This is a genomic window from Promicromonospora sp. NFX87 (assembly GCF_048564965.1).
Taxonomy (GTDB): Bacteria; Actinomycetota; Actinomycetes; order Actinomycetales; family Cellulomonadaceae; genus Promicromonospora.
In genome coordinates this window covers 3,376,192-3,397,445 of sequence record NZ_CP183413.1, presented here as the reverse complement: position 1 = coordinate 3,397,445, position 21,254 = coordinate 3,376,192, and the positions used below count along the sequence as shown (strand labels likewise).

Below are 21,254 nucleotides of genomic sequence, written 5' to 3'. Positions count from 1 at the left end.
GGCCGGTCCGGCCCGGCGCCCCTTCGCGCCGGGCCGAACCGGGCCGGGCCGGGCCGGGCCGGAGCAGCGCGATCAGCCCGCGCGGGCGACGGCGATGTTGGTGTTCCCGCGCTGCCCGGCCTCGTAGAACATGTGGAGCCGGCCGCCCTCCTCGGCGAAGCTCGGCGCCGCGGCGCGGGTCGCCACCGGCTCGGTGTACAGGACGCCGAGGTGGTTCTCGCGGTCGAAGCTCGTGCCGACGTCGGCGACGTGGATCGCGCCGCTGTCGCCGTGGTAGACCACGTGGCCGCCGCCGTTCCGGGACCAGTAGTGGGCTCCGGAGAGCTGGCCGCCCTCGCCCGCGGCGGGCGAGATCAGCGGTTCGGGCTTGAACTGCCAGCCCGAGGCGAGCTGGTGCGACCACCCGATGAAGATCTTCCGGGTTCCCGCCTGGTTGCCCATGAACAGCATGACGTACATGCCGGGCCGCGACGGGTGCGGGAAGACCCGCGCGTAGGACGACTCGCTGACGTTGGACGGCAGCATCCCCGTGGTCAGCACGGTGCCGCCGTAGGTGAAGCTGCGCCCGTCGGCGCTGGTGGCCACCCTGGTGGTGGTGTTCTCACCGTGGAAGTAGAGGTAGACCCTGCCGTCCGCGGCGTTCCAGAGGGCGTGCGGGCTCGAGACGTGGCTCACCGAGTAGTGGGGCGACCAGGTGCGGGCGATGATCGGGTTGCCCGGGTGCTCCCGCCAGGGGCCGGCGAGGGAGTCGGCGTACGCGAGGCAGATCCCGCCGGGCGCGTCGTGCGGGGCGTAGTACATGTACCAGGCGCCGAGCGGGTTCTGCACCCGCCCGGCGACGTGCAGGATCGAGGGGAAGATGAGCTCGCCGGTCGGGTTGTACGCGAGCGCCGACTTGTCCAGGGCCGCACCGAGGCGGGTGAAGGTCGGGAAGCCCGGCACCGCCGCTCGGGCCGGGGCGGCGATGCCCAGGGCGGCGGCCGAGCCGAGGACGGTCGCGCCCAGGAGCAGGGTTCGCCGGTCGAGCAGGGGGCCTCGGTTCGATTCCGTGCCGTTCGATTCCATGACGACTCCAGTCCGGCCCGGGCGACCGCCACCGGGCTCCGGTGCGCGACGGCGTGAGGATGCCGCGCCGGGCCAATCGGGATCGAATCTGTGGCCGGCGGCGTCCCGCGGTCAAGATGATCATGAGGATCTTCAGCAGCTGGGCCGGTCAGGACCCCCGCGGCGCCGGACCCGACGACTCGCGCAGCACCAGCTCGGTCGGCAGCCTGAGCTGCTCGGCGTCCCGCACCGAGCGCCCGGCGAACTGGTCGATCAGGAGCTCCACGGCCAGCCGGCCGGCATGCGCGCCCGGCCCGCCGAGCGTCGTCAGCGACGGGTGGACGAAGTCGGCGGCGAAGATGTCGTCGAACCCGACCACGCTCACGTCGCCGGGCACGCGGACGCCGCGCTGGGTGAGCCTGCGGATGACGCCGAACGCCAGCAGGTCGTTGTGCGCGACGATCGCCGTCGCGCCGGTGCGCAGCGCGCCGTCGGCCGCGACGCCCCCGTTCGCGACGTTCGGCGTGTACGGGCCGACCCGGTGCGCGGTCATGCCGTGCTCCTCGGCCCCGGCGCTCAGCGCCGCCCACCGCACGGCGCCCATCCAGGACCCGGGCGGCCCGGCGCAGTAGGTGAGGCTCCGGTGCCCGAGCGAGGCCAGGTGCTCCAGGATCTGCTGGCAGCCCGCGCCGACGGCCAGCGCCACGCTGGTCAGGCCGGCGAGCTCACGGTTGAGCAGGACCACGCGGTGCCTGCCGGCCAGGGCGACCAGGTCGTCGTCGGCGAGCCGGCTCGCGGCGAGGACGAACCCGTCGACGGTGGGGGCCAGGTCGCGGATCTGGGCCTCCTCGACCCGCTGCGACTCCTCGGCGTTGACGATGACGAGCGTGACGTCGGACGCCCTGGCGCGCTGCTCCGCGCCGCGGATGAGCTCGAAGAAGTGCGGGTTGGTGATGTCGGACAGGACCATCGCGATGGTGCGGTGCCGCCCGCCCGGCAGTGCGCGGTTCTGCGGGCTGTGCTGGTACCCGAGCTCGGACGCGGCGTCGAGGACCCGTTGCCGGGTCGCCTCGTTGACCCGGCCGGGCTTGTTGAAGGTGCGCGAGACCGTCGACGCGGCCACGCCGGCGGCCTTCGCGACGTCGTAGATCGTGGGCTGCACCTGGGCATCTAGCCATAGGCGCGGCAATTTTGGCAACTGCTTGCACAAGTTGTCGGGCGGTTTCTACTGTCGCCGCAGTGACGACGCCACACGCCGACGTGTGGTGATGACCGCACCACACGCCGCCGTGTGCTGCCGGACGGAAGGGGACCGTCACGATGTACGTGGACGACGTATGAGAGACCCGGGCAAGCGGGTCGTCCAGCTGCTCACCGCCGTCGAGCTGACGATCGGCTGCCTCGCGGGGGCCATGATCTTCGTGCTCGTCCTGTTCCAGGCGGTGCAGCGCTACCTGCCGCTGCCGCAGGTCGTCTGGACCGGTGAGCTGTCGCAGTTCGCGCTGGTCTGGCTGACCTTCGCGGCCGCCGGCGTGCTGGTCACCCGCAACGGCCACATCGCGCTCCAGCTGGTCGACAGCCTGCCCAGCCCCGTCGTGGTGCGGGTGGTGCAGACGCTCGCGATGGTGCTGGTCGCGCTGATCGCCGCGGCGTTCACCTGGGCGTGCTGGGAGCTCGTCTCCTCCGCCGGCTTCCTGACGTCGCCCGCGCTGGGGCTGCCGATGTCGTGGGTCTACGCGGTGGTGCTGGTCGGTCTGGTGAGCACGACGGTCCGGGCGGCGGTCGGAGCGGTGCAGGTCGCCCGGAACGGTGTGCCGTCGCCCGACCACGACGAGGGTGAGGTCGTCCGATGACCGTGCTCCTGCTCCTCGTCGCGATCCTGGCGCTGCTCGCGCTGCGGGTTCCCGTCGCGTTCGCCTTCCTCGGCCCCGGCCTGGGCTACCTCCTGATCGAGGGCCAGTCGCTCGGCCTGCCGATGCGGCTGGTCGCCGACGCCACCAGCAACTTCGTGCTGCTGGCCGTCCCGCTGTTCGTCCTGCTCGGCGTGGTCGCCAACCACGCCGGCATCGCGGACCGCCTGTTCGACTTCGCGCTCGCCCTGTTCGGCCGGGTCCGCGGCGGGCTCGGCTATGTGAGCGTCGGCGTCAGCCTCGGGTTCTCCTGGATGAGCGGCTCCGCGGTGGCGGACGCCGCCGCCCTGAGCAAGGTCGAGATCCCGCCGATGCTGCGTGCCGGGTACTCCCGCAGGTTCGGGCTCGGCGTCGTCGGGGCGTCCGCGCTCATCGCGCCGGTCATGCCGCCCAGCATCCCGGCGGTGATCTTCGCCGGGCAGGCCTCGGTCTCGACGGGCGCGCTCTTCGCCGCCTCGGTGGTGCCCGCGCTGCTGATGGTGGTCGGGCTGTGCGCGGTGGTGTTCGTGCTGGTGCGCAGGCAGCCGGAGATCCGGCACGTCGGCTTCTCCTGGGCGCGGGTCGCCGAGACCGGCAAGCGCGTGGTGCTACCGCTCGGGGCGCCGGTGGTCATCCTCGGTGGCATCCTCGGCGGGCTGTTCACGCCGACCGAGGCCGCCGCCGTCGGCGCCGCGTACATGATGGTTCTCGGTTTCGGCTACCGCCGGCTGAAGGTCAGGGACCTGCCGCAGATCTTCGTCGAGACGGTGCTGACGACGGCGTCGATCATGCTCATCGTCTCGTCGGCGGCACTGCTCGGATACGTCCTGGCCAAGGAGCGCGTGCCGCAGGACCTGGCGCAGCTCGTGCTCGGCATCACCGACGACGGCACCGTGTTCCTGCTGCTGGTCATGCTCCTGATGCTGCTGCTCGGCACGGTGATCGACGCGACGGCCACCCTGGTGCTCGTCGTGCCGATCCTGATGCCGATCGCCACCAGCCTCGGGGTCGACCCGATCCTGCTCGGTGTCGTGATGATCCTGTCCCTCATGATCGGGCTGCTGACGCCCCCGGTCGGCACCGTGCTCTACGTCCTCAGCTCGACCCAGCGCGTCCCGGTCGGCGAGGTGTTCCGGGGCGCGCTCCCGTTCCTCGTGCCCCTGCTCCTGTGCTGCCTGCTGATCATCTTCTTCCCCGGCATCGCCACCTGGCTGCCGGGACAGCTCGGCCTGTGACCGCTCGTCCCACGACCGCTCCTCTCACCACCGCTCCTCTCACCACCGTCCGACGACGACGTCGGCGCGAACCGAAAGGACCCACCATGAACCTCCGTCCCAACCGCACCAGGACCGCCGCCGCGAGCGCGGCCGTGGCCCTGCCCCTGGCGCTGCTGACCGCGTGCGGCTCCGGTGACGACCCCGGCGGCGACGCCGGCGGGGGCCAGGTCGAGCTGGTGCTCGCCCACAGCTACACCGAGGACCAGCCGCAGCACACCTGCGGCGCGCAGGTCATCAAGGAGGAGGCCGAGGCCGCCGACGTCGGCATCACGGTCGAGGTGTATCCCAACAGCCAGCTCGGCGGGGACGCCGACCGGATCGCGTCGGTGCAGTCGGGCGACGTCGACATCGACATCCAGGGCGCCTCGGCGCTCGCGGCCGTCTACGAGCCGGCCGGGGTGGTGGACGCGACCTACGTGTTCGACGACGGCGCCCACCTGGTGCGGTTCTTCACCGACGGCTCGGCCGACGACCTGGAGCAGGACTTCAAGGACGCCTCCGGGGGCGTGTCCATCCTCGGGGCGTGGTCGGCCGGCGCCCGGCAGTTCACCGCGAACGCGCCGATCCGGGAGCCCGCCGACCTGGAGGGGCTGCGGATGCGATTCCCGGGGTCCGCGCAGTACCTGCTCAACGCGCAGGCGCTCGGCGCCGAACCGACCGAGGTCGCCTACGAGGAGCTGTACCTCGCCCTGCAGCAGGGCGTGGTGGACGGTCAGGAGAACCCGCTGACCAACATCGACGCGAGCAACCTGGTCGAGGTGCAGGACTACGTGAGCATGTCGGACCACGGGCAGAACTCGAACCTGATCGTGGCCGCGCCGACCTACGACTCGGAGCTGGACGACGACCAGCGGGCCGCGCTGGAGGAGGCGGTGGCGGCCGCCGTCGAGCGGATGCCCGGCTGCGTCGAGGAGGCCGAGCGGGAGATCGTCGAGAAGTGGGAGCAGGAGGGTTCCGTCGAGATCGTCGACGACGTCGACCAGGAGGCCTTCGCGCAGCAGACCGACGAGTGGTTCCGCGCCAACCTCGAGGGCGACTCGCTGGCCGTCTACGAGGCCATCCGGGGCTCCGCACAGTGACGCCGGTACCACCAGCGCCATCAGCGCAGAGGACGGGCGCACCGTGAGTCGCGGCTACCGGGTGGCCCTGCTCGGCAACGGCATCAAGCCGTCGCTGTCGCCCGCGCTGCACATGGCGGAGGCGCGGCGGCTCGGGCTGGACTACGAGTACCGGACCGTCGACCTCAGCGGGCGCCGCGCGGTGGACCTGGGTGTTGAGCTGCAACGCCTGGAGGACGCCGGCTTCGACGCGGCCAACGTGACCCACCCGTTCAAGCAGGCGGTGCTGGGTCACGTGGCCGACCTCAGTCCGGTCGTGCGCCGTCTCGGCTCCGCCAACCTGGTGCTGCTCGGCGGCGGCCGGCGCACCGCGCACAACACCGACGTCACGGGTTTCCGCGCCGCGCTGGAGGGATTTCTCGGCGACCTCCGTACCGGTGACCGACGGCCCGGCGGCACCGTGCTCCAGATCGGTGCGGGGGGCGCGGGGCTCGCCACCGCGTCGGCGCTGCTCGACCTGGGGTTCGACCCGGTGGTCGTGCACGACGTCGCCCCGGCGGCGGTCGAGGCGATGATCGGCCGCTTCCCGGGTGCGCTGCGCGGCAGTGGCGGCTCGCTCGACGTCTGGCTGCCCCGGGCGGACGGCGTCGTCCACGTCACGCCGGTGGGCATGGCCGAGCACCCGGGCGTCGCGTTCGACGTCGACCGGCTCCGTCCCGGCGCCTGGGTCGCCGAGGTCGTCTACCGGCCGCTGGAGACCGAGCTCCTCCGGCGCGCCCGGGCCCGCGGCCTGCCGACGCTCGACGGCGGCGGGATGGCCGTCGGCCAGGCGGTGGAGAGCCTGCGCCTGATCACCGGCCTCGAACCCGACGTCGGCCGGATGCACGCCCACTTCGACCAGCTCGTGACGGAGGGCTGACATGCACAGGTCGATCGCCACCGTCTGCCTCAGCGGCAGTCTGGAGGACAAGCTCTACGCGTGCGCCGACGCCGGGTTCGACGGCGTCGAGATCTTCGAGCCCGACCTCGTCGTGGGCGACCGCAGCCCCGAGGAGATCCGGGCGCTCGCGGACCGGCTCGGCCTGAGCCTCGACCTCTACCAGCCTTTCCGGGACTTCGAGGGCGTCACTCCGGACCTGCTGGAGGAGAACCTGCGCCGGGCACGGGAACGGTTCACGACCATGCGCCGCCTCGGTATCGGCACCGTGCTGGTCTGCAGCAACGTCGCCACCGCGACCGTCGGCTCCGACCGGGTCGCCGCCGAGCAGCTGCGCCGCCTGGGCGACCTTGCCGCGTCCTTCGGGATCCGGGTCGCGTACGAGGCGCTCGCCTGGGGCCGGTACGTCGACGACTACCGCCGCTCCTGGCGCATCGCGCAGCTCGCCGACCACGAGGCGGTCGGGGTCTGCCTCGACAGCTTCCACATCCTCTCCCGCGGGCACGACCCGGCCGGGATCGAGGACATCCCCGGCGAGAAGATCTTCTTCGTCCAGCTCGCCGACGCGCCCGACCTCGGCATGGACGTGCTCTCCTGGAGCCGGCACCACCGCCTGTTCCCGGGGGAGGGCGTGTGGGACCTCGGCCGGTTCGTGACCCACCTCGTCCGCGCCGGGTACACCGGCCCGCTCTCGCTGGAGGTCTTCAACGACGTCTTCCGGCAGACCGACACCGTGCGTACGGCGGAGCATGCGCTCCGTTCCCTGGTCTGGCTCGAGGACCGGGCGGCCCGGCTCCTGACCGACGACGGCGGGGCGGCCGTCTCCGGGAACGGTGGGGCCGGCCTCCGCCGGATCGCCGACGTCGACGTGCCCACCGGGTACGACTACGTGGAGATCAAGGCCGAGGACACCAGCGGGGTCGAGGTGCTGCTCGACCAGATCGGCCTCACCTTCCGCGGCCAGCACCGCACCAAGCCGGTCCGGCTGTGGGCGTCCGGCGACGCCCGGATAGTGCTCAACGAGCAGCACGCGCGGGACCTCGACCCGCACCTGGCGGGCATCGGCTTCGGCGTGGCCGACGCCTCGGTGGCCGGCGACCGGGCCCGCGCGCTGGCGGTCCGTGCCGCACCCCGCAGGACCCAGGACGGCGAGCAGGACCTCGCCGGGTTCGTGGCGCCCAGCGGCCTGGAGGTGTTCCTCAACGACCGCCGCGACCGGACGCAGGACGGCGAGGAGCCCGCCTGGGCCGCCGAGTTCGACCGCGGCCGGGCCGGCGGCGCGGGTGAGATCACCGGGATCGACCACGTCAACGTCTCGCACGGCTGGGACGCCCACGACGAGGCGGTGCTGTTCTACACCAGCGTGCTGGGGCTGGAGAAGCCGACGGCGACCGAGGCCGCCGGACCGCAGGGCCTGGTCCGCAGCCAGGTGATGCGCACCCCGAGCGGCGCGGTGCGCGTCTCGCTGAACGTCGCGCCCGTCGGGGTGTCGCACCCCGAGCACATAGCGCTGGCCTGCACCGACGTCGTAGCGGTCGCCCGGCGGGCCCGGGACCGCGGGCTCCGCCCGGTGCCCGTACCCGACAACTACTACGACGACCTGCGGGCCCGGTTCGCCCTCGACGAGGCGACGCTGACCCTCCTGCGCGAGCACCAGCTCATGTTCGACCGCTCGGAGACCGGCGAGTTCTGGCACTTCTACACGCCGCGCGTCGGCCGCGTCTGCTTCGAGGTCGTGCAGCGGGTTGGCGGGTACGACGTCTACGCGGGCGACAACACGCCGGTCCTGCTCGCCGCCCAGGACCGGCTCGACAGGGGGACACGATGACGCCGGACCCCGCCGGGCCGCTCGCCTCGCAGGCGCAGCTCAGCGCCGAGATCGAAGCCGCGCACCGCGCCTACGAGCAGGGCCTGGACCGCGGTGCCCCGGCGGAGTCCGGCCCGCGCCTCGACTGGCCGCCCTACCGCAGCTCGCTGCTGCGGCACCCGACCAAGGACCTGCACCACGCCGACCCGGAGACCATCGAGCTGTTCGCCCCGGTCTTCGGCGAGCGCGACATCGGCGCGCTGGAGGCCGACCTGACCGTGCAGCACCACGGCGAGCCGATCGGGGAGCGGATCGTGGTGCGCGGGCGCGTCGTCGACGGGGAGGGCCGGCCGGTGCGCCGTCAGCTCGTCGAGGTCTGGCAGGCGAACGCCGCGGGCCGGTACGTCCACAAGCGGGACCAGCATCCGGCGCCGATCGACCCCAACTTTACCGGGGTCGGGCGGATGCTGACCGACGACGACGGCTGGTACCGGTTCCAGACCATCAAGCCGGGCCCGTACCCGTGGAAGAACCACTTCAACGCGTGGCGTCCCGCGCACATCCACTTCTCGCTGTTCGGGCGGGAGCTCACGCAACGCGTCGTCACGCAGATGTACTTCCCCGGGGACCCGCTCTTCGCCCTGGACCCGATCTACCAGTCGATCCAGGACGCCCGAGCCCGCGACCGGCTCGTGGCGGCCTACGACCACGACCTGTCGGAGCACGAGTGGGCCACCGGCTACCGCTGGGACGTCGTGCTGACCGGGTCGCACCGCACCTGGACCGAACCGGAGGACGGCGATGAGTGAGCCCGCCACGAAGGCCCTGCCACCGAGGCCCCTGCTCCCACCGACTCCCGGCCAGACCGTCGGCCCCTTCTTCGGCTACGCGCTGCCCTACTCGGGCGGCAACGAGCTCGTCGAGGCGGGCGCCCCGGGCGCCGTCCGACTGCACGGGACCGTGTACGACGGCGCGGGCGCGCCGGTCCCCGACGCGCTGATCGAGATCTGGCAGGCCGACCCGGCGGGCGCCGTCGTGCGCCGGAGCGGCTCGATCCTGCGCGACGGCACCTTCACCGGCTGGGGCCGCGCCGAGACCGACCGCGAGGGCGGCTACTGGTTCCGCACGCTGCGTCCGGGCGCCACCGAGCCGGGCCGGGCGCCGTTCTTCGCCGTGACCGTCTTCGCGCGCGGCCTGCAGGACCGCCTGTTCACGCGCGCCTACCTGCCGGACGCCGCGGCCTCGGACCCGCTGCTCGGCTCGCTCGGGCCCGAGCGACGGGCGACGTTGATCGCCCGCGACGAGCCCGACGGCTCGCTCCATTTCGACCTCCGCCTCCAGGGCGGGCCACCAGGGGAGGAGGAGACCGTGTTCCTCACGTACGACCGCACGGACGCCCGCGCCTCCGTCCCGGCCGCCGCGGCCGGACGGGACGGCATCGATGCCTGACGTCGGCCTGCTCACCCCCGGCGCGGACCTCGCCCCCGGTTCCCCGGCCGCGGTGACCGACGACGTAGCCGTGCTGCGGGCGATGCTGCGCACCGAGGCGGCGTGGGTGCGCGTCCTCACGAGGCACCGGGGCGGCGGCGGGCTGGACGCCGTCGTCGAACGCCTGGCCGGCCCGGACGACGCCGCGCTGGACCTCGCCACCCGGGTGGCCCGCGCGAGCGCCGGGGGGAGGCAACCCGGTCATCCCGCTCGTCGCCGAGCTGCGCGCCGCGGCGGGACCGGACCTCGCCCCGCTCGTGCACGCCGGGCTGACGTCGCAGGACGTGCTCGACACGGCCCTCGTCCTGGTGCTCCGCGACGCGGCACGCGACGTCCACGCCGACCTCCGGCGGGCCGTCACCGCCGCGGCCCGCCTCGCGGAGGACCACCGCGGCCGGCCGGCGCTCGGCCGCACCCTCGCCCAGGCCGCCGTCCCGACCACGCTGGGCGCCCGGTTCGCGGGCTGGCTCCAGGGCCTCGACCCGGCCCGGGCCTTCCTCGCGGAGACCGCCGAGGCCCTGCCGCTGGCCTACGGCGGCGCGGCCGGCGAGCTGTCGGGCGTGAGCGACCTGGCCGACGGCGACCCCGTCGCCGACTGCGACCCGTTCGCGCTGGTCGAGGCCTGGGGCGACGAGCTGGGGCTGCCCGTCGGGCCCGGCCCGTGGCACGTCACGCGCACGCCCTTCGTCCGGGTCGCGTCGGCGCTCGCGGAGGTGTGCGCGGCGCTCGGCAAGGTGGCGAACGACGTCCTGCAGGGGGGTCCGCCCCGGGGTGGGCGAGCTGCGCGAACCGGCCGCGCCGGGACGCGGGGCGTCGTCGGCGATGCCGCACAAGCGCAACCCCGTGCTGTCGGTGCTGGTGCGGCGCTCGGCGATCGCCGCGCCGCACCTGGCGGCACAGGTGCTGGCGGCCGCCGGTCTCGCCGTCGACGAGCGGTCGGACGGCGCGTGGCACGCCGAGTGGCCGGCCCTGCAGCAGCTCGCCCGGCACACCGTGGCGTCGGCCCGCGCTGTCGCGGGGCTCCTGGAGGGTCTCGAGGTGGACGCCGACGCCGTCGACCGGAACCTGCGCGCCGGCCTGCCCGACGTCGGACGGGCGCCCGACGTCGGCGCGGCGGCCGCGGTGGTGGACCGGGTGCTCGGCCGGTTCGGCGACTCTGCCGGCGGTCGCCGGACGAGCGAGGAGCCGTGACCACGCGGCCCCGGCTCGGCGCCGTCGAGCTCACGCTGCGGGACGCGACGCGTCCGCTGCTGGTCCTCGGGCCCTCGCTGGGCACCTCGGTCGCCGCGCTCTGGTCGGACACGGCGAGGCTGCTGGGCGATGACCTGGACGTGATCGGCTGGGACCTGCCCGGCCACGGCACCGCACCGCCGCCCGCGCCCGGTGAGCTCGACGGGCTCACCGTCGGCGACCTCGCGACCGCCGTCCTCGGCGTGGTCGAGCGGGCACAGGCACGGCGCGGCGACGCCGGGGCGCCGTTCTGGTACGCGGGGGTCTCGGTCGGCGGCGCGGTCGGCCAGCGGCTGCTGCTGGACGCACCTGGCAGGGTGCTCGGCGCGGCGCTGATCTGCACCGCCACACGGTTCGGGGAACCGACCGCATGGGCCGAGCGCGCCGCCCTGGTGCAGCGGGCGGGCACCCCGACCCAGGTGGAGGCGGCGGCCGGACGGTGGTTCGCACCGGGGTTCCTGGACCGCGCACCGGAGGTCGCCCTGCGGCTCCTGGCCGACCTCCAGACCGCCGACCGGTTCGGCTACGCGGCGGTGTGCCGGGCGCTGGGCGGCCACGACCTGCGGGGGCGGCTCGGCGTCGTCGACGTCCCTGTCGTGGCGATAGCGGGCGGCTCGGACCGGGCGACGCCGCCCGCGCGGCTGGCGGAGATCGCGCAGGCCGTCCCGGGGGCACGGCTGAGGGTGCTCGACGGGGCGGCGCACCTGGTGCCCGCCGAGCGGCCGCAGACGATTGCCGCGCTGGTCAGGGACCTGGTGGCGGGGTGGGTGGCGGCATGACGGACCTCCCGGATGCTGCCGGAACCGGCGCGGACGAGTGCCACGACGCCGGCGCCACCGTGCGCCGCGAGGTGCTCGGTGACGCGCACGTGGACCGCGCCGTCGCGGGCACCACATCGTTCACCGCCGATTTCCAGGACCTCGTCACCCGGTACGCGTGGGGCGAGATCTGGACCAGACCAGGGCTCGACCGGCGCACCCGCTCCATGATCACCCTCACCGCGCTCGTGGCGGGCGGCCACTGGGACGAGCTGGCCATGCACGTCCGCGCCGCCGTGCGCAACGGGCTGAGCGCCGACGAGATCGGGGAGGTGCTGCTCCAGACCGCGGTCTACTGCTCGGTGCCGAGCGCCAACCGCGCGTTCGCCATCGCCCAGGAGGTGCTGGGCGAGGAAGGGCTGGACTGAGGGTGGTGGGAACGGCCCAGGCCGCGACCTGCCGGGGGCATCAGCAGATCGCGGCCTGGAGAGGTCTGGTGCGTACCGGCACTAGGTCCGGGTGCGGCCCATCAGGCCGAGGACCAGGCTGATCACGAGGACGATCGCGCCGATCCAGATGAGGAACTGTCCGATCTCCGTGGCGACACCGAGAATCACGAGTGCCACGCCGACCAGGATGAGAATGAGCCACGTAGGCATGTTGATCTCCTTCCTCCTCACGGCACATTGTCGCGCCGTGCTGATACGACAGTGCCCCTGTTCGCGGTTACTCGCATCTCGGTCATATTCGGCATCCCGGGAACCGGCTCAGACCGCCGGCGGCAGCTGCGGCGTGCCGTGGTGGCCGCCGGCGGGCGGCGCTCCCCAGCGGTACCGCAGGGAGACCATCCGCAGGGCGAACACCACCGCGGCGATCGCCGTCCCGGTGCCGACACCGAACCAGCCCGCCCAGGAGGCGAGGCTGGTCAGGGCGGCCCCGATCAGCGCGGGGATCGCGTACAGCCCGCGGGCGCGGAAGATCTGCGGCACGTCGTTGGCGACCACGTCGCGGATCACGCCGCCGCCGACGGCGGTGACCACGCCGAGGATCGCGGCCGCCGTCGGGTTCATGCCCGCCGCGAGCGCCACCAGCGTGCCGGTGACGGAGAAGAGCGCCATGCCCGCGGCGTCGAAGGTGAGCAGGAGGTTGTGGAAGCGCTGCACGGCGTGGGCGAAGAAGTACACGACCACTGCTGCGACGACCGGCGGGACCAGGTAGATCGGCGAGTCGAACGCGCGCGGGACGCCGGCGTCGATGATCACGTCCCGCAGGATGCCTCCGCCGAGACCCACGCAGGTGCCCAGGAGGAGCGAGCCGACGATGTCGAACTCGCGCCGGACAGCGAGCAGCGAGCCCGACACCGCGAAGAAGAAGACGCCCAGGAGGTCCAGGGCGAGCGACGTCCACGCCACGTGGGGCTCCTTTCCGCGGGAGACGCTGACAGGCAAGCGTAGAGCGGAACGGGACGATCAGCCGCGGTCGAGCCCGAGCACCCGGCGGGCGTTGCCCGCGTACAGGGCGGGCAGCAGGTGCCCGGGCAGGTCGGCGCCGGAGATCTGCCAGCGGCCCTGGGGCGGGACCTCCTCGCCCGGCGCGTAGTCGAAGCACTCGTCGTCGGTCTCGAGAAAGCGGAGGTAGACCTCGAGCTGCTCGGGGGAGAGCGGAAAGGCGTCGGTGCCGAAGAGGACGCGGTCGGGGAACGCCTCGACGAGCCGGCGGAACCGCCGGGGCTGCCGGCCGAGCTCGCCGAGCCGGCCCGCGATGTCGACGGCGAGGTTCGGCGCCGTGCGCAGCAGCCGCTCGACGCGGTCGAGGTCCTCGGCGACGCAGCCGACGTGCGCGCCGATGTACTGCGTCCCGGGCGTCGCGACCAGCAGCCGCTCGAACGCGTCCAGGAGCTGGTCGAACGACGGGTAGCGGCCCCGGTCGGCGAACGACCAGTCGGGCTGGCCGGCGAGCTCGTCGAACCGCTCGTTGTGGGCGTCCAGCGGCTCGAAGAACGCCTTCGGGTCCGCGACGTGGACGAGGGCGGGCAGCCCGAGCTCGCCGGCCAGGGCGAGCACGTCGACCACGCGCTGGTCGTCCGGTGCCACGAGCTCGCCGTCGGGCCCCACGACCGTGAGGCCGACGTTCTTCCACACCTTGAGCCCGCGGGCGCCGCGCGCGGCGCTGTCGCGCAGCTGGTCCTGGATCCGGCGCTCGCCGTCGCGGTGGCGCAGGAGGGTCCAGTCGACCTGGCAGAACGTCACGAACCGCCCCGGGTGGGCGCGGTCGTACCGGTCGAGGTTGGCCTCCAGCTCGTCGCCCCACAGCCCGTCGAGGTTGACGACGGTCGCCAGGCCCGCGTCGTCCATCATCCGGAGCAGCGCCGCGACGTCGGGTGCGCACCAGTCGGTGGTGAGCCAGCGTCCGAGGTGGTTGTGCATGTCGATCGCGGGCACCGACGCGCGCGTGACCCGGGTAGCGGGCACGCTGACCTGGGGCCGCGGCGCCCAGTCCACGAGCCGGAGGTCGGGTACCGGCGTGGTGGTGGTGCCCGTGGCCCCGAGGGGGCTGTGGTCGTGGCTCATTACTGGCTCCTCGGCGACGGTGCTGGAAAGTGCTCGACGTGAGCGGGACGTCCCCGAGGATCAGGCATGGCTGAGCAGATTGCCGACTTGTTACGCGATTCAATCACTCAGAGTGATCGAGTTCGCCAGTCTTGGTGACTGCCGCGCAACTGTCGAGCACGATGGGCGTCGACGGGGCCGGGCAGTCGGCGCCGAGCACGGCGCCCGGCAGCGGGCGCCCCGGACGACGACAGGAAGCTGCACGTGAGCATCAGCACCACGACAGAGCGGGAGATCCGCAGCCAGCCCGAGGTCTGGGCACGCGCCGTCGCCGCGGCCAGGGAGGGTGCGCGGGTGCTCGGCCGGCCGGGCGAGCGGGTCCTGCTGCTCGGCTGCGGCACCAGCGCGTTCGTCGCCGAGTCGGTCGCCGTCCTGCGCGAGCGGGCGGGGCACGGCGAGACCGACGCCGCCTACGCGTCGGAGTGGACGCCGGGCCGCGCCTACGACCGGGTGGTCGTGATCAGCCGTTCGGGCACCACGAGCGAGGTGCTCGAGGCGCTCGCTCTCGTCCCGGCGGGCACGGTCCGGGCGGCAGTCGTCGGCGTGGCCGGCTCCCCGGTGGCCGAGGTTGCCGACGAGGCGCTCGTGCTGGACTTCGCGGACGAGGAGTCGGTGGTCCAGACGCGCTTCCCGACGTCGGTCCTGGCGCTGGCACGCACCGGGTTCGGCGAGGACCTGTCCCCGGTGCTGGACCAGGCGGCGGAGGCGCTCGCCGCGCCCCTCCCCGTGGAGCCTTCACGTTTCGACCACTTCGTCTTTCTGGGCAGGTCCTGGAGCTACGGGCTCGCCCAGGAGGCCGCGCTCAAGATCCGCGAGGCCGCGCAGGCCTGGTCGGAGTCCTACCCGGCGCTCGACTACCGCCACGGACCCGTCGCGGTGGCGGGGGAGACCAGCCTGGTGACGCTCTTCGGCGACGCCGACCCGGCGCTCGCCGCCGACATCGAGCGCACGGGCGCGACCGTCCAGCACTGGGACCTCGATCCGCTGGTCCAGCTGGTACAGGCGCAGCGCCTCGCCGTCGAGCTCGCGGGGGCGCGCGGGCTGGACGCGGACCACCCCCGGCACCTGACCCGTTCGGTGGTGCTCGGCTGAACCCGAGCCGCACGGCTGAAAGTACTACCCACAGAAGACAGCGAAGTACGCAGAAGAGACGAGGACGATCATGCTGCGTCAACACAGAGGTACCTCCCGAGGACGGGCCGCCGCCGGCGCCGCCGCCCTGCTCACGACGACGGCTCTGCTCGCCTCGTGCGCATCGGGTGCGCAGGGGGCGACGACGCTCGACAAGGAGGCCGACGTCACGCTCACCTGGTGGACCGGACAGGCCGACCAGGCCCAGACCATCCTCACGGGGCTCGCCGAGGAGTTCGAGGAGGAGCACCCCAACGTGACCATCGAGATCTCGTCGGGGGCGCCGTCGACCGAGGACCTGCTCCAGAAGCTCTCGTCGTCGTTCGCCGGCGGCACCTACCCCGACATCTCCTACGCGTTCGGCTCGTGGGCGAGCGAGCTCGCGGAGTCCGAGCGGACGCTCGACATCACCGAGCAGGTGGCCGACCCCGCCGTCGGCTGGGACGAGTTCTCGGGTGCGGCGCAGGCCACGGCCCGGCCGACGGGCGACGCCACCATCGGGTTCCCCGCCGTCGTGGACAACCTGTCCCTGATCTACAACAAGACGGTCTTCGACGAGGCCGGCGTCGAGTACCCGACCGCCGACTGGACGTGGGACGACTTCCGCACCGCCGCGAAGGAGCTCACCGACCCGGCCACGAGCACCTACGGGTACGCGTACTCGGTCTCCGGCTCGGAGGAGACCACGTGGCAGTTCTGGCCGCACCTGTGGCAGAACGGCGGCGAGATCCTCGACGAGTCCGGGACCGAGGCGACCTTCGACTCGGAGGCCGGCGTGGAGGCGCTCACCCTGCTGCGGGACATGGCCGTCGAGGACGAGTCGGTGTACCTCGACCAGACCGACACCAAGTTCGGCCAGATCTTCGCGAGCGACCAGATCGGCATGATCACCTCGGGCCCGTGGTCGCTGTACGACCTCGGCGTCGCCGGGACGGACTACGGCGTCGTGCCGCTGCCCGGGACCGACGGCGAGCACACGACGATCTCGGGTGCGGACCTGTGGGTGCTGTTCGACCACCAGGACGTCAACCGTGAGTACTGGTCGTACGAGTTCACGAAGTGGCTCACCGACCCGGAGCAGGACGTGCGCTGGAACGTCGTCTACGGCAACCTCCCGCTGCGCGAGAGCGAGGTCGGGTCGCCCGAGTTCCAGGCGCAGGTCGAGGAGATGCCCGGCCTCGACGTGATGGCCGAGAACAGCGTGAACGCGACGATCCCGCGGCCGACCGTCCCGGGCTACGTCAACCTCTCGGAGGCGATCGGCACCGCGATCTCCCAGGTGCTGCAGGGGCAGGGCGAGCCGGCCGAGGCGCTGTCGCGGGCCGCCGACGAAGCGACGGCCGCCCTGGCGGACAAGTGACGGCGACCGCCGTCCGGACCCGGCGGGCCGTCCCGGACCGGCGGCCCGCCTCGGCCCGCCGGGTCCGGGACGGCCTCACCGGGTGGGGGTTCGTCGCGCCCGCGACCCTCATCGTGCTGGGCCTGTCGATCTTCCCCGCGGTCTGGGCGTTCCTGCTCTCCCTGCAGGACTGGAACGGGTTCTCCACGCCCGAGTCCGTCGGGTTCGACAACTACCGCGAGATGGCGACCGACGCGGACCTCGCGGCGGCCGCCGGGCACACCCTGCTGTACACCGCGCTGTTCGTGCCGGCCTCGGTGCTGCTCGGCCTGGGCCTCGCCGTGGCGCTCAACCGGCGCATCGTGCTGGTCGGCCTGTACCGCACCCTGATCTTCCTGCCGTTCGTCGTGTCCGCCGCCGCGACGGGCATCCTCACGACGTACCTGTTCAACCCCCAGTTCGGGCTCGTCAACAACGTGCTGCGGGTCATCGGGCTGCCGCAACAGGGCTGGCTTGAGGACCCGCACCAGGCGATGGCGGTCCTCGCGATCATGTCGCTGTGGGGGCAGGCGGCGTTCACCACCGTCATCTACCTCGCCGCGCTCCAGGACATCCCCGCCGAGCTCGAGGAGGCCGCGCGTGTCGACGGCGCCAACCGCTGGCAGTCGTTCTGGCACGTGACGTTCCCGCAGCTCGCGCCCGTGACGGTGTTCGTGGCGATCTGGCAGACGATCCAGGCGATCCAGCTCTTCGACCTCGTGTACACGACCACCCGCGGCGGGCCGCTGAAGGCCACCGAGACGATCGTGTACTACCTCTGGACCTCGGCCTTCAAGGACCTCGAGTTCGGCTACGCGTCGGCGGTGGCCTACGGGCTGTTCGCCGTCACCCTCGCGATCACCATCGGCGTGACGATCTACTCGCGCCGCAGCACGGTAGGTGGATTCTGATGACCCTGATCCGCGTTCCCGCCGGGCCGCTCCCTGCGCCGCCGTCGGCCACCGAGGCGGCCGAGCCGCTGCCGCGCCACAGGCGGTGGGCGGGCTGGCCGCACCTCCTGCTCATACCCGTGGCATGGCTGTTCGCCACGCCGTTCGTGCAGATGTTCCTGACCTCGCTGACACCCGAGTCGGAGATCAACCGGTTCCCGCCGCGCTTCTTCCCCTCCGAGCTCACGCTCGACGGGTACGTGAAGCTGTTCCGCGACACCGACGTGCTCCTGTGGACCGGCAACACGGTGCTGGTCTCCCTGGTCGCGGTGGTCTCCCACCTCGCCCTGTGCTCGCTCGCGGGCTACGGCTTCGCGCGGCTGAAGTTTCCGGGACGCAACGTCGGGTTCCTCATGATCATCGCCACGATCATGATCCCGACCCAGCTCCTCATGGTGCCCACCTACGTGATGTTCGCCCGGGTCGGCATCATCGACACGCTCGCCGCGGCGATGGTCCCGTGGCTCGCCTCCGTGTTCGGGATCTTCCTGATGCGCCAGTTCTTCCTGTCGCTGCCCGCGGAGCTGGAGGAGGCAGCCCTGCTCGACGGCTGCTCCCGCTGGGGGACGTTCTGGCGGATCATCCTGCCGCTCGCGCGGCCGGCGCTCGCCACGCTGGCCATCTTCACGCTGCTGAGCTCCTGGAACGACCTGGTCTGGCCGCTGATCGCGATCAACGACCCCAGCGCGTTCACGCTCCAGCTCGGCATCACCAACTTCCAGGGCGCGCGCCGCACCGACTGGTCGCTGCTCATGGCGAGCAACGTCGTCGCGACGCTGCCCCTGATCCTCTTCTTCGTCTTCGCGCAGAAGCAGTTCATCGCCACCATGACGTTCACAGGAGTCAAGGGATGACCGAGCTCGACCCGGCCGCCGGCACCGATGCCGCTGATGCGGCCGCCGACGCACCGCGCGCACCGCTGCCCGTCGTCGTCGCGGGGGACGCGAACGTCGACCTCGTCCTGCGCGGCGACGTCGTGCCGCGCTTCGGCCAGGCCGAACAGCTCGCCGACTCGGGCGACTTGGTGCTCGGTGGCTCGGCGTCCATCGCGGCGTCGGGCGTCGCACGCCTGGGCGTGCCGACGTCGCTGGTGGCGCGCGTGGGGGCCGACACGTTCGGCACGTTCACGCTCGACGCCCTGCGCGCGTGCGGTGTCGACGTCGGCTCCGTCGAGGTGGCGGACGGCGAGCCCACCGGGCTCTCCGTCATCCTCTCCACGCCCGAGGACCGGGCGATCCTCACGGTGCCGGGGACCATCCCGACCCTCACCGGCGAGCGGGTCAGCCGGGTGCTCGACGCGCGGAGCGCGCCGGGGCTGCTGCACGTCGCCTCCTACTTTCTCCAGCCGAGCCTGGCCGGCGACCTGCCCGGCGTGCTCGTCCGCGCCCGCGCGCAGGGCTGGGCCACGAGCCTCGACACCAACTGGGACCCGGGGGAGGAGTGGGCGGGGCTCGACGCCGTCCTGCCGCACCTCGACCTGCTGCTGCCCAACCGCAACGAGCTGCGGGCCATCGCGGGCGCACTCGGCGAACCGGCAGAGCTGGACGACGTCGCGCTCGCGGTCCGCATCGCCCGCCGCGGCCCGCGGGTGGTCGTCAAGGACGGGGCCGACGGCGGCTGGTCGGTCGGTTCCGACGGCGCCGTCGTGCGCGCGCCGGGCGTCGTGGTCGACGTCGTGGACACGACCGGGGCGGGGGACAGCTTCGACGCCGGCTACCTGGCGGCCCTGGCGTACGGCGTCCCGGACGAAGGGGAGCGCGTGCGGTGGGCCACCGTCGCGGGCTCCCTGTCGACGCTCGGCTCCGGCGGGACCGGACGGCAGGCCACCCGCAGCGACCTGGAGCGGGAGCTCGCGCGGTGATCTCCGCGATAGCGCTCAGCCCGTCGCTCGACGTCACGTACGTCGTCGACGAGCTGGCAGGGATCCAGCGCCCGCGCTCGGTGCACCGCGTGGCGGGCGGCAAGGCGCTCAACGCGGCGCGCGCGGCCGCGGCCCTCGGCGCGCGGGTCTCGGCCGTGGCGGTGCTGGGCGCGGGCGCGGGGCAGGACGTCGCGGACGGGGCCCGGGCCGACGGCGTCGACCTGCACGTGGTGCCCGGTGAGCAGCCGACGCGCACCTGCGTCTCGATCTTCTCGGTAGGCACCGGGCGGCTCACCGAGGTCTACGAGCGTGCGGTCCCCGTCTCCGCGGCCACCGCGGCGGCGGCCCTGGACGCCGCCGTCGGGCTGGCCGCGGCCCGGCCGGGGTGGTGGCTGATCTCGGGCGGCCTGCCGGAGTCCGCCCCTGACGGCCTGCTCGCCGACGCGGTGCGGCGCCTGCACGACGCCGGGGTCCGGATCGCCGTCGACAGCCACGGCGCGGCGCTGCGCGACGCCGTCGGCGCCCGGCCGGACCTCGTGAAGGTCAACCGCGCGGAGGCGCTGGAGCTGGTGGGCGTGGGTGGTGCTGGCCCCGAGCCGTCCGTGCCGGAGCTGCTCGCCGCCGTGCAGGCGGGGACCGGAGGGCTGGTCGTCATCACCGACGGCGCCGCCGGAGCCTGGGCGACCGACGGCGACCGGATCCTGCGGGCCCGGCTCACCGGCCACACGGGCGGCTTCCCGGTGGGCAGCGGCGACTCGTTCCTCGGCGGCCTGCTCGTCGCGCTCGACGACGGCGCCGACCTGGCGGAGGCCCTGGCGCTGGCGACGGCAGCCGGCACGGCGAACGCCCAGGTCCCGGGCGCGGCCGTCCTGGACCCGGCCCTGGCCCGCCGCCTGGCGCAGGAGGTAGGGGTCACGACCGTCTGACCTGCTGGTCGTCAGTCCGGGACCACCTGGATCTCCACGCCCTCCGCCTCGATCGCGGCGAGAGCCTCCGGGTCGGCCGACGAGTCCGTCACCAGCACGTCGATCTCCGAGAGGTCGGCGACCTTCGCGAGGGTCACGCGGCCCACCTTGGAGCCGTCCGCGACCACCACCACGTGCTCCGCGTGCGCGAGCATGGCGTGGTTCGTGCGCGCCTCGGTCTCGTCGTGGGTCGTGGCGCCGCCGCGCACGCTGATGCCGTCGGTGCCCAGGAACGCGGTGCCCACGTTGATGGCGTTGAACGTGTTCTCGGCCAGCGCCCCGACGGCCTCGAACGAGCTGGACCGTACGAACCCGCCGGTCATGATCACCTTCAGGTTGCTGCGCGACGCGAGCTCGGTGGCGGTGGTCAGGGCGTTCGTCACGATGGCGAGGTCGGGACGGGTCGCCAGCTCCCGGGCGACGGCGGCCGCCGTCGTGCCGCCGCTGATGGCCACCGAGTAGCGCCCGGCCGGCAGCATGCTCGCGGCGTGCTCGGCGATGCGCACCTTCGCGTCCCTGAACCGGTTGTCGCGCAGCAGCACCGGGACCTCGGTCGTGGGATCAAGCGCGCGGACGCCCCCGTGCGTGCGCACCAGCAGGCCCTGCTCCTCCATGGCGGCGAGGTCGCGCCGCATCGTCGCGGAGGACACGTCGAGCTCGCGCACGAGGTCGGTGAGCCGGGCGGTGCCCAGCTCGTTGACGTAGGTGAGGGTGCGCATCATGCGCTCCGTGCGCTTGTGCGAGATGGCGCGTGGTTCCGACTCCGCCGTGGTCGCCATGGCGTTCCCCTTCTGAACCGCTCACTCAGACTGATCGTTTAACGCGAATTCTGATCGCATTCTTGCACATCTCGCGCGGGCCACCGGATGATC

At 73.2% G+C, this 21,254-nt stretch carries 22 protein-coding genes and 1 pseudogene; 17 read left to right on the top strand and 6 right to left on the bottom strand.

All coding sequences use genetic code 11. The features are described 5' to 3' along the window. Positions 1-72: 72 nt before the first annotated feature. Together ACNYC2_RS15340 and ACNYC2_RS15335 are read right to left on the bottom strand one after the other, a co-directional pair. Entirely contained in the window at positions 73-1,065 is a 993-nt protein-coding gene (locus ACNYC2_RS15340) for a hypothetical protein (RefSeq protein WP_419702625.1), read from the bottom strand. A 148-nt stretch (positions 1,066-1,213) separates the two neighbouring features. Beyond that, positions 1,214-2,206 (bottom strand): LacI family DNA-binding transcriptional regulator, encoded by a 993-nt coding sequence (locus ACNYC2_RS15335; RefSeq protein WP_419702624.1) that lies wholly within the window; start codon positions 2,204-2,206, stop codon positions 1,214-1,216. A gap of 175 nt (positions 2,207-2,381) precedes the next feature. Here ACNYC2_RS15335 and ACNYC2_RS15330 point away from each other — a divergent pair, with 175 nt between their 5' ends. From ACNYC2_RS15330 to pcaC, 11 genes and pseudogenes are all read left to right on the top strand, one after another. Further along, positions 2,382-2,897: a TRAP transporter small permease gene (locus ACNYC2_RS15330; protein WP_419702623.1), complete on the top strand. Its 516-nt coding sequence runs from the start codon at positions 2,382-2,384 to the stop codon at positions 2,895-2,897. Then, positions 2,894-4,168, top strand: a complete 1,275-nt coding sequence (locus tag ACNYC2_RS15325) for a TRAP transporter large permease (protein WP_419702622.1) — start codon at positions 2,894-2,896, stop codon at positions 4,166-4,168. Before ACNYC2_RS15330 ends, ACNYC2_RS15325 begins: the two co-directional genes overlap by 4 nt. Before the next feature lie 86 nt (positions 4,169-4,254). Beyond that, the gene (locus ACNYC2_RS15320; RefSeq protein WP_419702621.1) at positions 4,255-5,289 is read left to right on the top strand and encodes a DctP family TRAP transporter solute-binding subunit; all 1,035 of its coding nucleotides are present in this window, start codon (positions 4,255-4,257) and stop codon (positions 5,287-5,289) included. Positions 5,290-5,332: 43 nt separating this feature from the next. Beyond that, positions 5,333-6,187, top strand: coding sequence for a shikimate dehydrogenase (locus tag ACNYC2_RS15315; protein WP_419702620.1), 855 nt, complete (start codon positions 5,333-5,335; stop codon positions 6,185-6,187). A gap of 1 nt (position 6,188) precedes the next feature. Beyond that, a complete protein-coding gene (locus ACNYC2_RS15310; RefSeq protein ID WP_419702619.1) occupies positions 6,189-8,033 on the top strand; it encodes a TIM barrel protein in 1,845 nt (614 codons plus the stop codon). Then, positions 8,030-8,821: a protocatechuate 3,4-dioxygenase subunit beta gene (pcaH, locus tag ACNYC2_RS15305; protein WP_419702618.1), complete on the top strand. Its 792-nt coding sequence runs from the start codon at positions 8,030-8,032 to the stop codon at positions 8,819-8,821. Before ACNYC2_RS15310 ends, pcaH begins: the two co-directional genes overlap by 4 nt. Then, positions 8,814-9,461: a protocatechuate 3,4-dioxygenase subunit alpha gene (gene pcaG / locus ACNYC2_RS15300; protein WP_419702617.1), complete on the top strand. Its 648-nt coding sequence runs from the start codon at positions 8,814-8,816 to the stop codon at positions 9,459-9,461. The genes pcaH and pcaG overlap by 8 nt, the downstream gene beginning before the upstream one ends. A 296-nt stretch (positions 9,462-9,757) precedes the next feature. Continuing rightward, positions 9,758-10,189: pseudogene (locus ACNYC2_RS15295) on the top strand (lyase family protein); the annotation flags it as partial. A gap of 82 nt (positions 10,190-10,271) precedes the next feature. Further along, a complete protein-coding gene (locus ACNYC2_RS15290; protein WP_419707926.1) occupies positions 10,272-10,691 on the top strand; it encodes a hypothetical protein in 420 nt (139 codons plus the stop codon). After that, positions 10,688-11,509 carry an alpha/beta fold hydrolase gene (locus ACNYC2_RS15285; protein WP_419707838.1) on the top strand — a complete coding sequence of 274 codons (822 nt, stop codon included), beginning with the start codon at positions 10,688-10,690 and terminating at the stop codon, positions 11,507-11,509. The genes ACNYC2_RS15290 and ACNYC2_RS15285 overlap by 4 nt, the downstream gene beginning before the upstream one ends. Beyond that, a complete protein-coding gene (pcaC, locus tag ACNYC2_RS15280; RefSeq protein ID WP_419702616.1) occupies positions 11,506-11,916 on the top strand; it encodes a 4-carboxymuconolactone decarboxylase in 411 nt (136 codons plus the stop codon). The genes ACNYC2_RS15285 and pcaC overlap by 4 nt, the downstream gene beginning before the upstream one ends. Positions 11,917-11,997: 81 nt before the next feature. On the opposite strand, the gene ACNYC2_RS15275 is transcribed toward pcaC, so the two are convergent. The 3 genes from ACNYC2_RS15275 to ACNYC2_RS15265 all read right to left on the bottom strand — a co-directional run bounded on the left by ACNYC2_RS15275 (position 11,998) and on the right by ACNYC2_RS15265 (position 14,058). Next, a complete protein-coding gene (locus ACNYC2_RS15275; protein WP_419702615.1) occupies positions 11,998-12,147 on the bottom strand; it encodes a hypothetical protein in 150 nt (49 codons plus the stop codon). A 108-nt stretch (positions 12,148-12,255) separates the two neighbouring features. Continuing rightward, positions 12,256-12,900 carry a trimeric intracellular cation channel family protein gene (locus ACNYC2_RS15270; protein WP_377139336.1) on the bottom strand — a complete coding sequence of 215 codons (645 nt, stop codon included), beginning with the start codon at positions 12,898-12,900 and terminating at the stop codon, positions 12,256-12,258. Between the two features lie 57 nt (positions 12,901-12,957). Then, positions 12,958-14,058, bottom strand: a complete 1,101-nt coding sequence (locus ACNYC2_RS15265) for an amidohydrolase family protein (RefSeq protein ID WP_419702614.1) — start codon at positions 14,056-14,058, stop codon at positions 12,958-12,960. A 243-nt stretch (positions 14,059-14,301) separates the two neighbouring features. Between ACNYC2_RS15265 and ACNYC2_RS15260 the strand changes: the two genes are divergently transcribed. From ACNYC2_RS15260 to ACNYC2_RS15235, 6 genes are all read left to right on the top strand, one after another. Then, complete coding sequence (locus ACNYC2_RS15260) at positions 14,302-15,189, top strand: SIS domain-containing protein (protein ID WP_419702613.1); 888 nt, start codon at positions 14,302-14,304, stop codon at positions 15,187-15,189. A gap of 70 nt (positions 15,190-15,259) precedes the next feature. Continuing rightward, on the top strand, positions 15,260-16,588 hold the full coding sequence (locus ACNYC2_RS15255; RefSeq protein ID WP_419702612.1) for an ABC transporter substrate-binding protein: 1,329 nt from the start codon (positions 15,260-15,262) through the stop codon (positions 16,586-16,588). Then, a complete protein-coding gene (locus ACNYC2_RS15250; RefSeq protein WP_419702611.1) occupies positions 16,585-17,517 on the top strand; it encodes a carbohydrate ABC transporter permease in 933 nt (310 codons plus the stop codon). The genes ACNYC2_RS15255 and ACNYC2_RS15250 overlap by 4 nt, the downstream gene beginning before the upstream one ends. Beyond that, positions 17,517-18,410 carry a carbohydrate ABC transporter permease gene (locus tag ACNYC2_RS15245; RefSeq protein ID WP_419702610.1) on the top strand — a complete coding sequence of 298 codons (894 nt, stop codon included), beginning with the start codon at positions 17,517-17,519 and terminating at the stop codon, positions 18,408-18,410. The genes ACNYC2_RS15250 and ACNYC2_RS15245 overlap by 1 nt, the downstream gene beginning before the upstream one ends. After that, on the top strand, positions 18,407-19,417 hold the full coding sequence (locus tag ACNYC2_RS15240) for a carbohydrate kinase family protein (RefSeq protein ID WP_419702609.1): 1,011 nt from the start codon (positions 18,407-18,409) through the stop codon (positions 19,415-19,417). Before ACNYC2_RS15245 ends, ACNYC2_RS15240 begins: the two co-directional genes overlap by 4 nt. Further along, the gene (locus tag ACNYC2_RS15235; RefSeq protein ID WP_419702608.1) at positions 19,414-20,343 is read left to right on the top strand and encodes a PfkB family carbohydrate kinase; all 930 of its coding nucleotides are present in this window, start codon (positions 19,414-19,416) and stop codon (positions 20,341-20,343) included. The genes ACNYC2_RS15240 and ACNYC2_RS15235 overlap by 4 nt, the downstream gene beginning before the upstream one ends. 11 nt (positions 20,344-20,354) lie before the next feature. On the opposite strand, the gene ACNYC2_RS15230 is transcribed toward ACNYC2_RS15235, so the two are convergent. Beyond that, positions 20,355-21,161: a DeoR/GlpR family DNA-binding transcription regulator gene (locus tag ACNYC2_RS15230; protein ID WP_419702607.1), complete on the bottom strand. Its 807-nt coding sequence runs from the start codon at positions 21,159-21,161 to the stop codon at positions 20,355-20,357. Positions 21,162-21,254 lie beyond the last annotated feature (93 nt).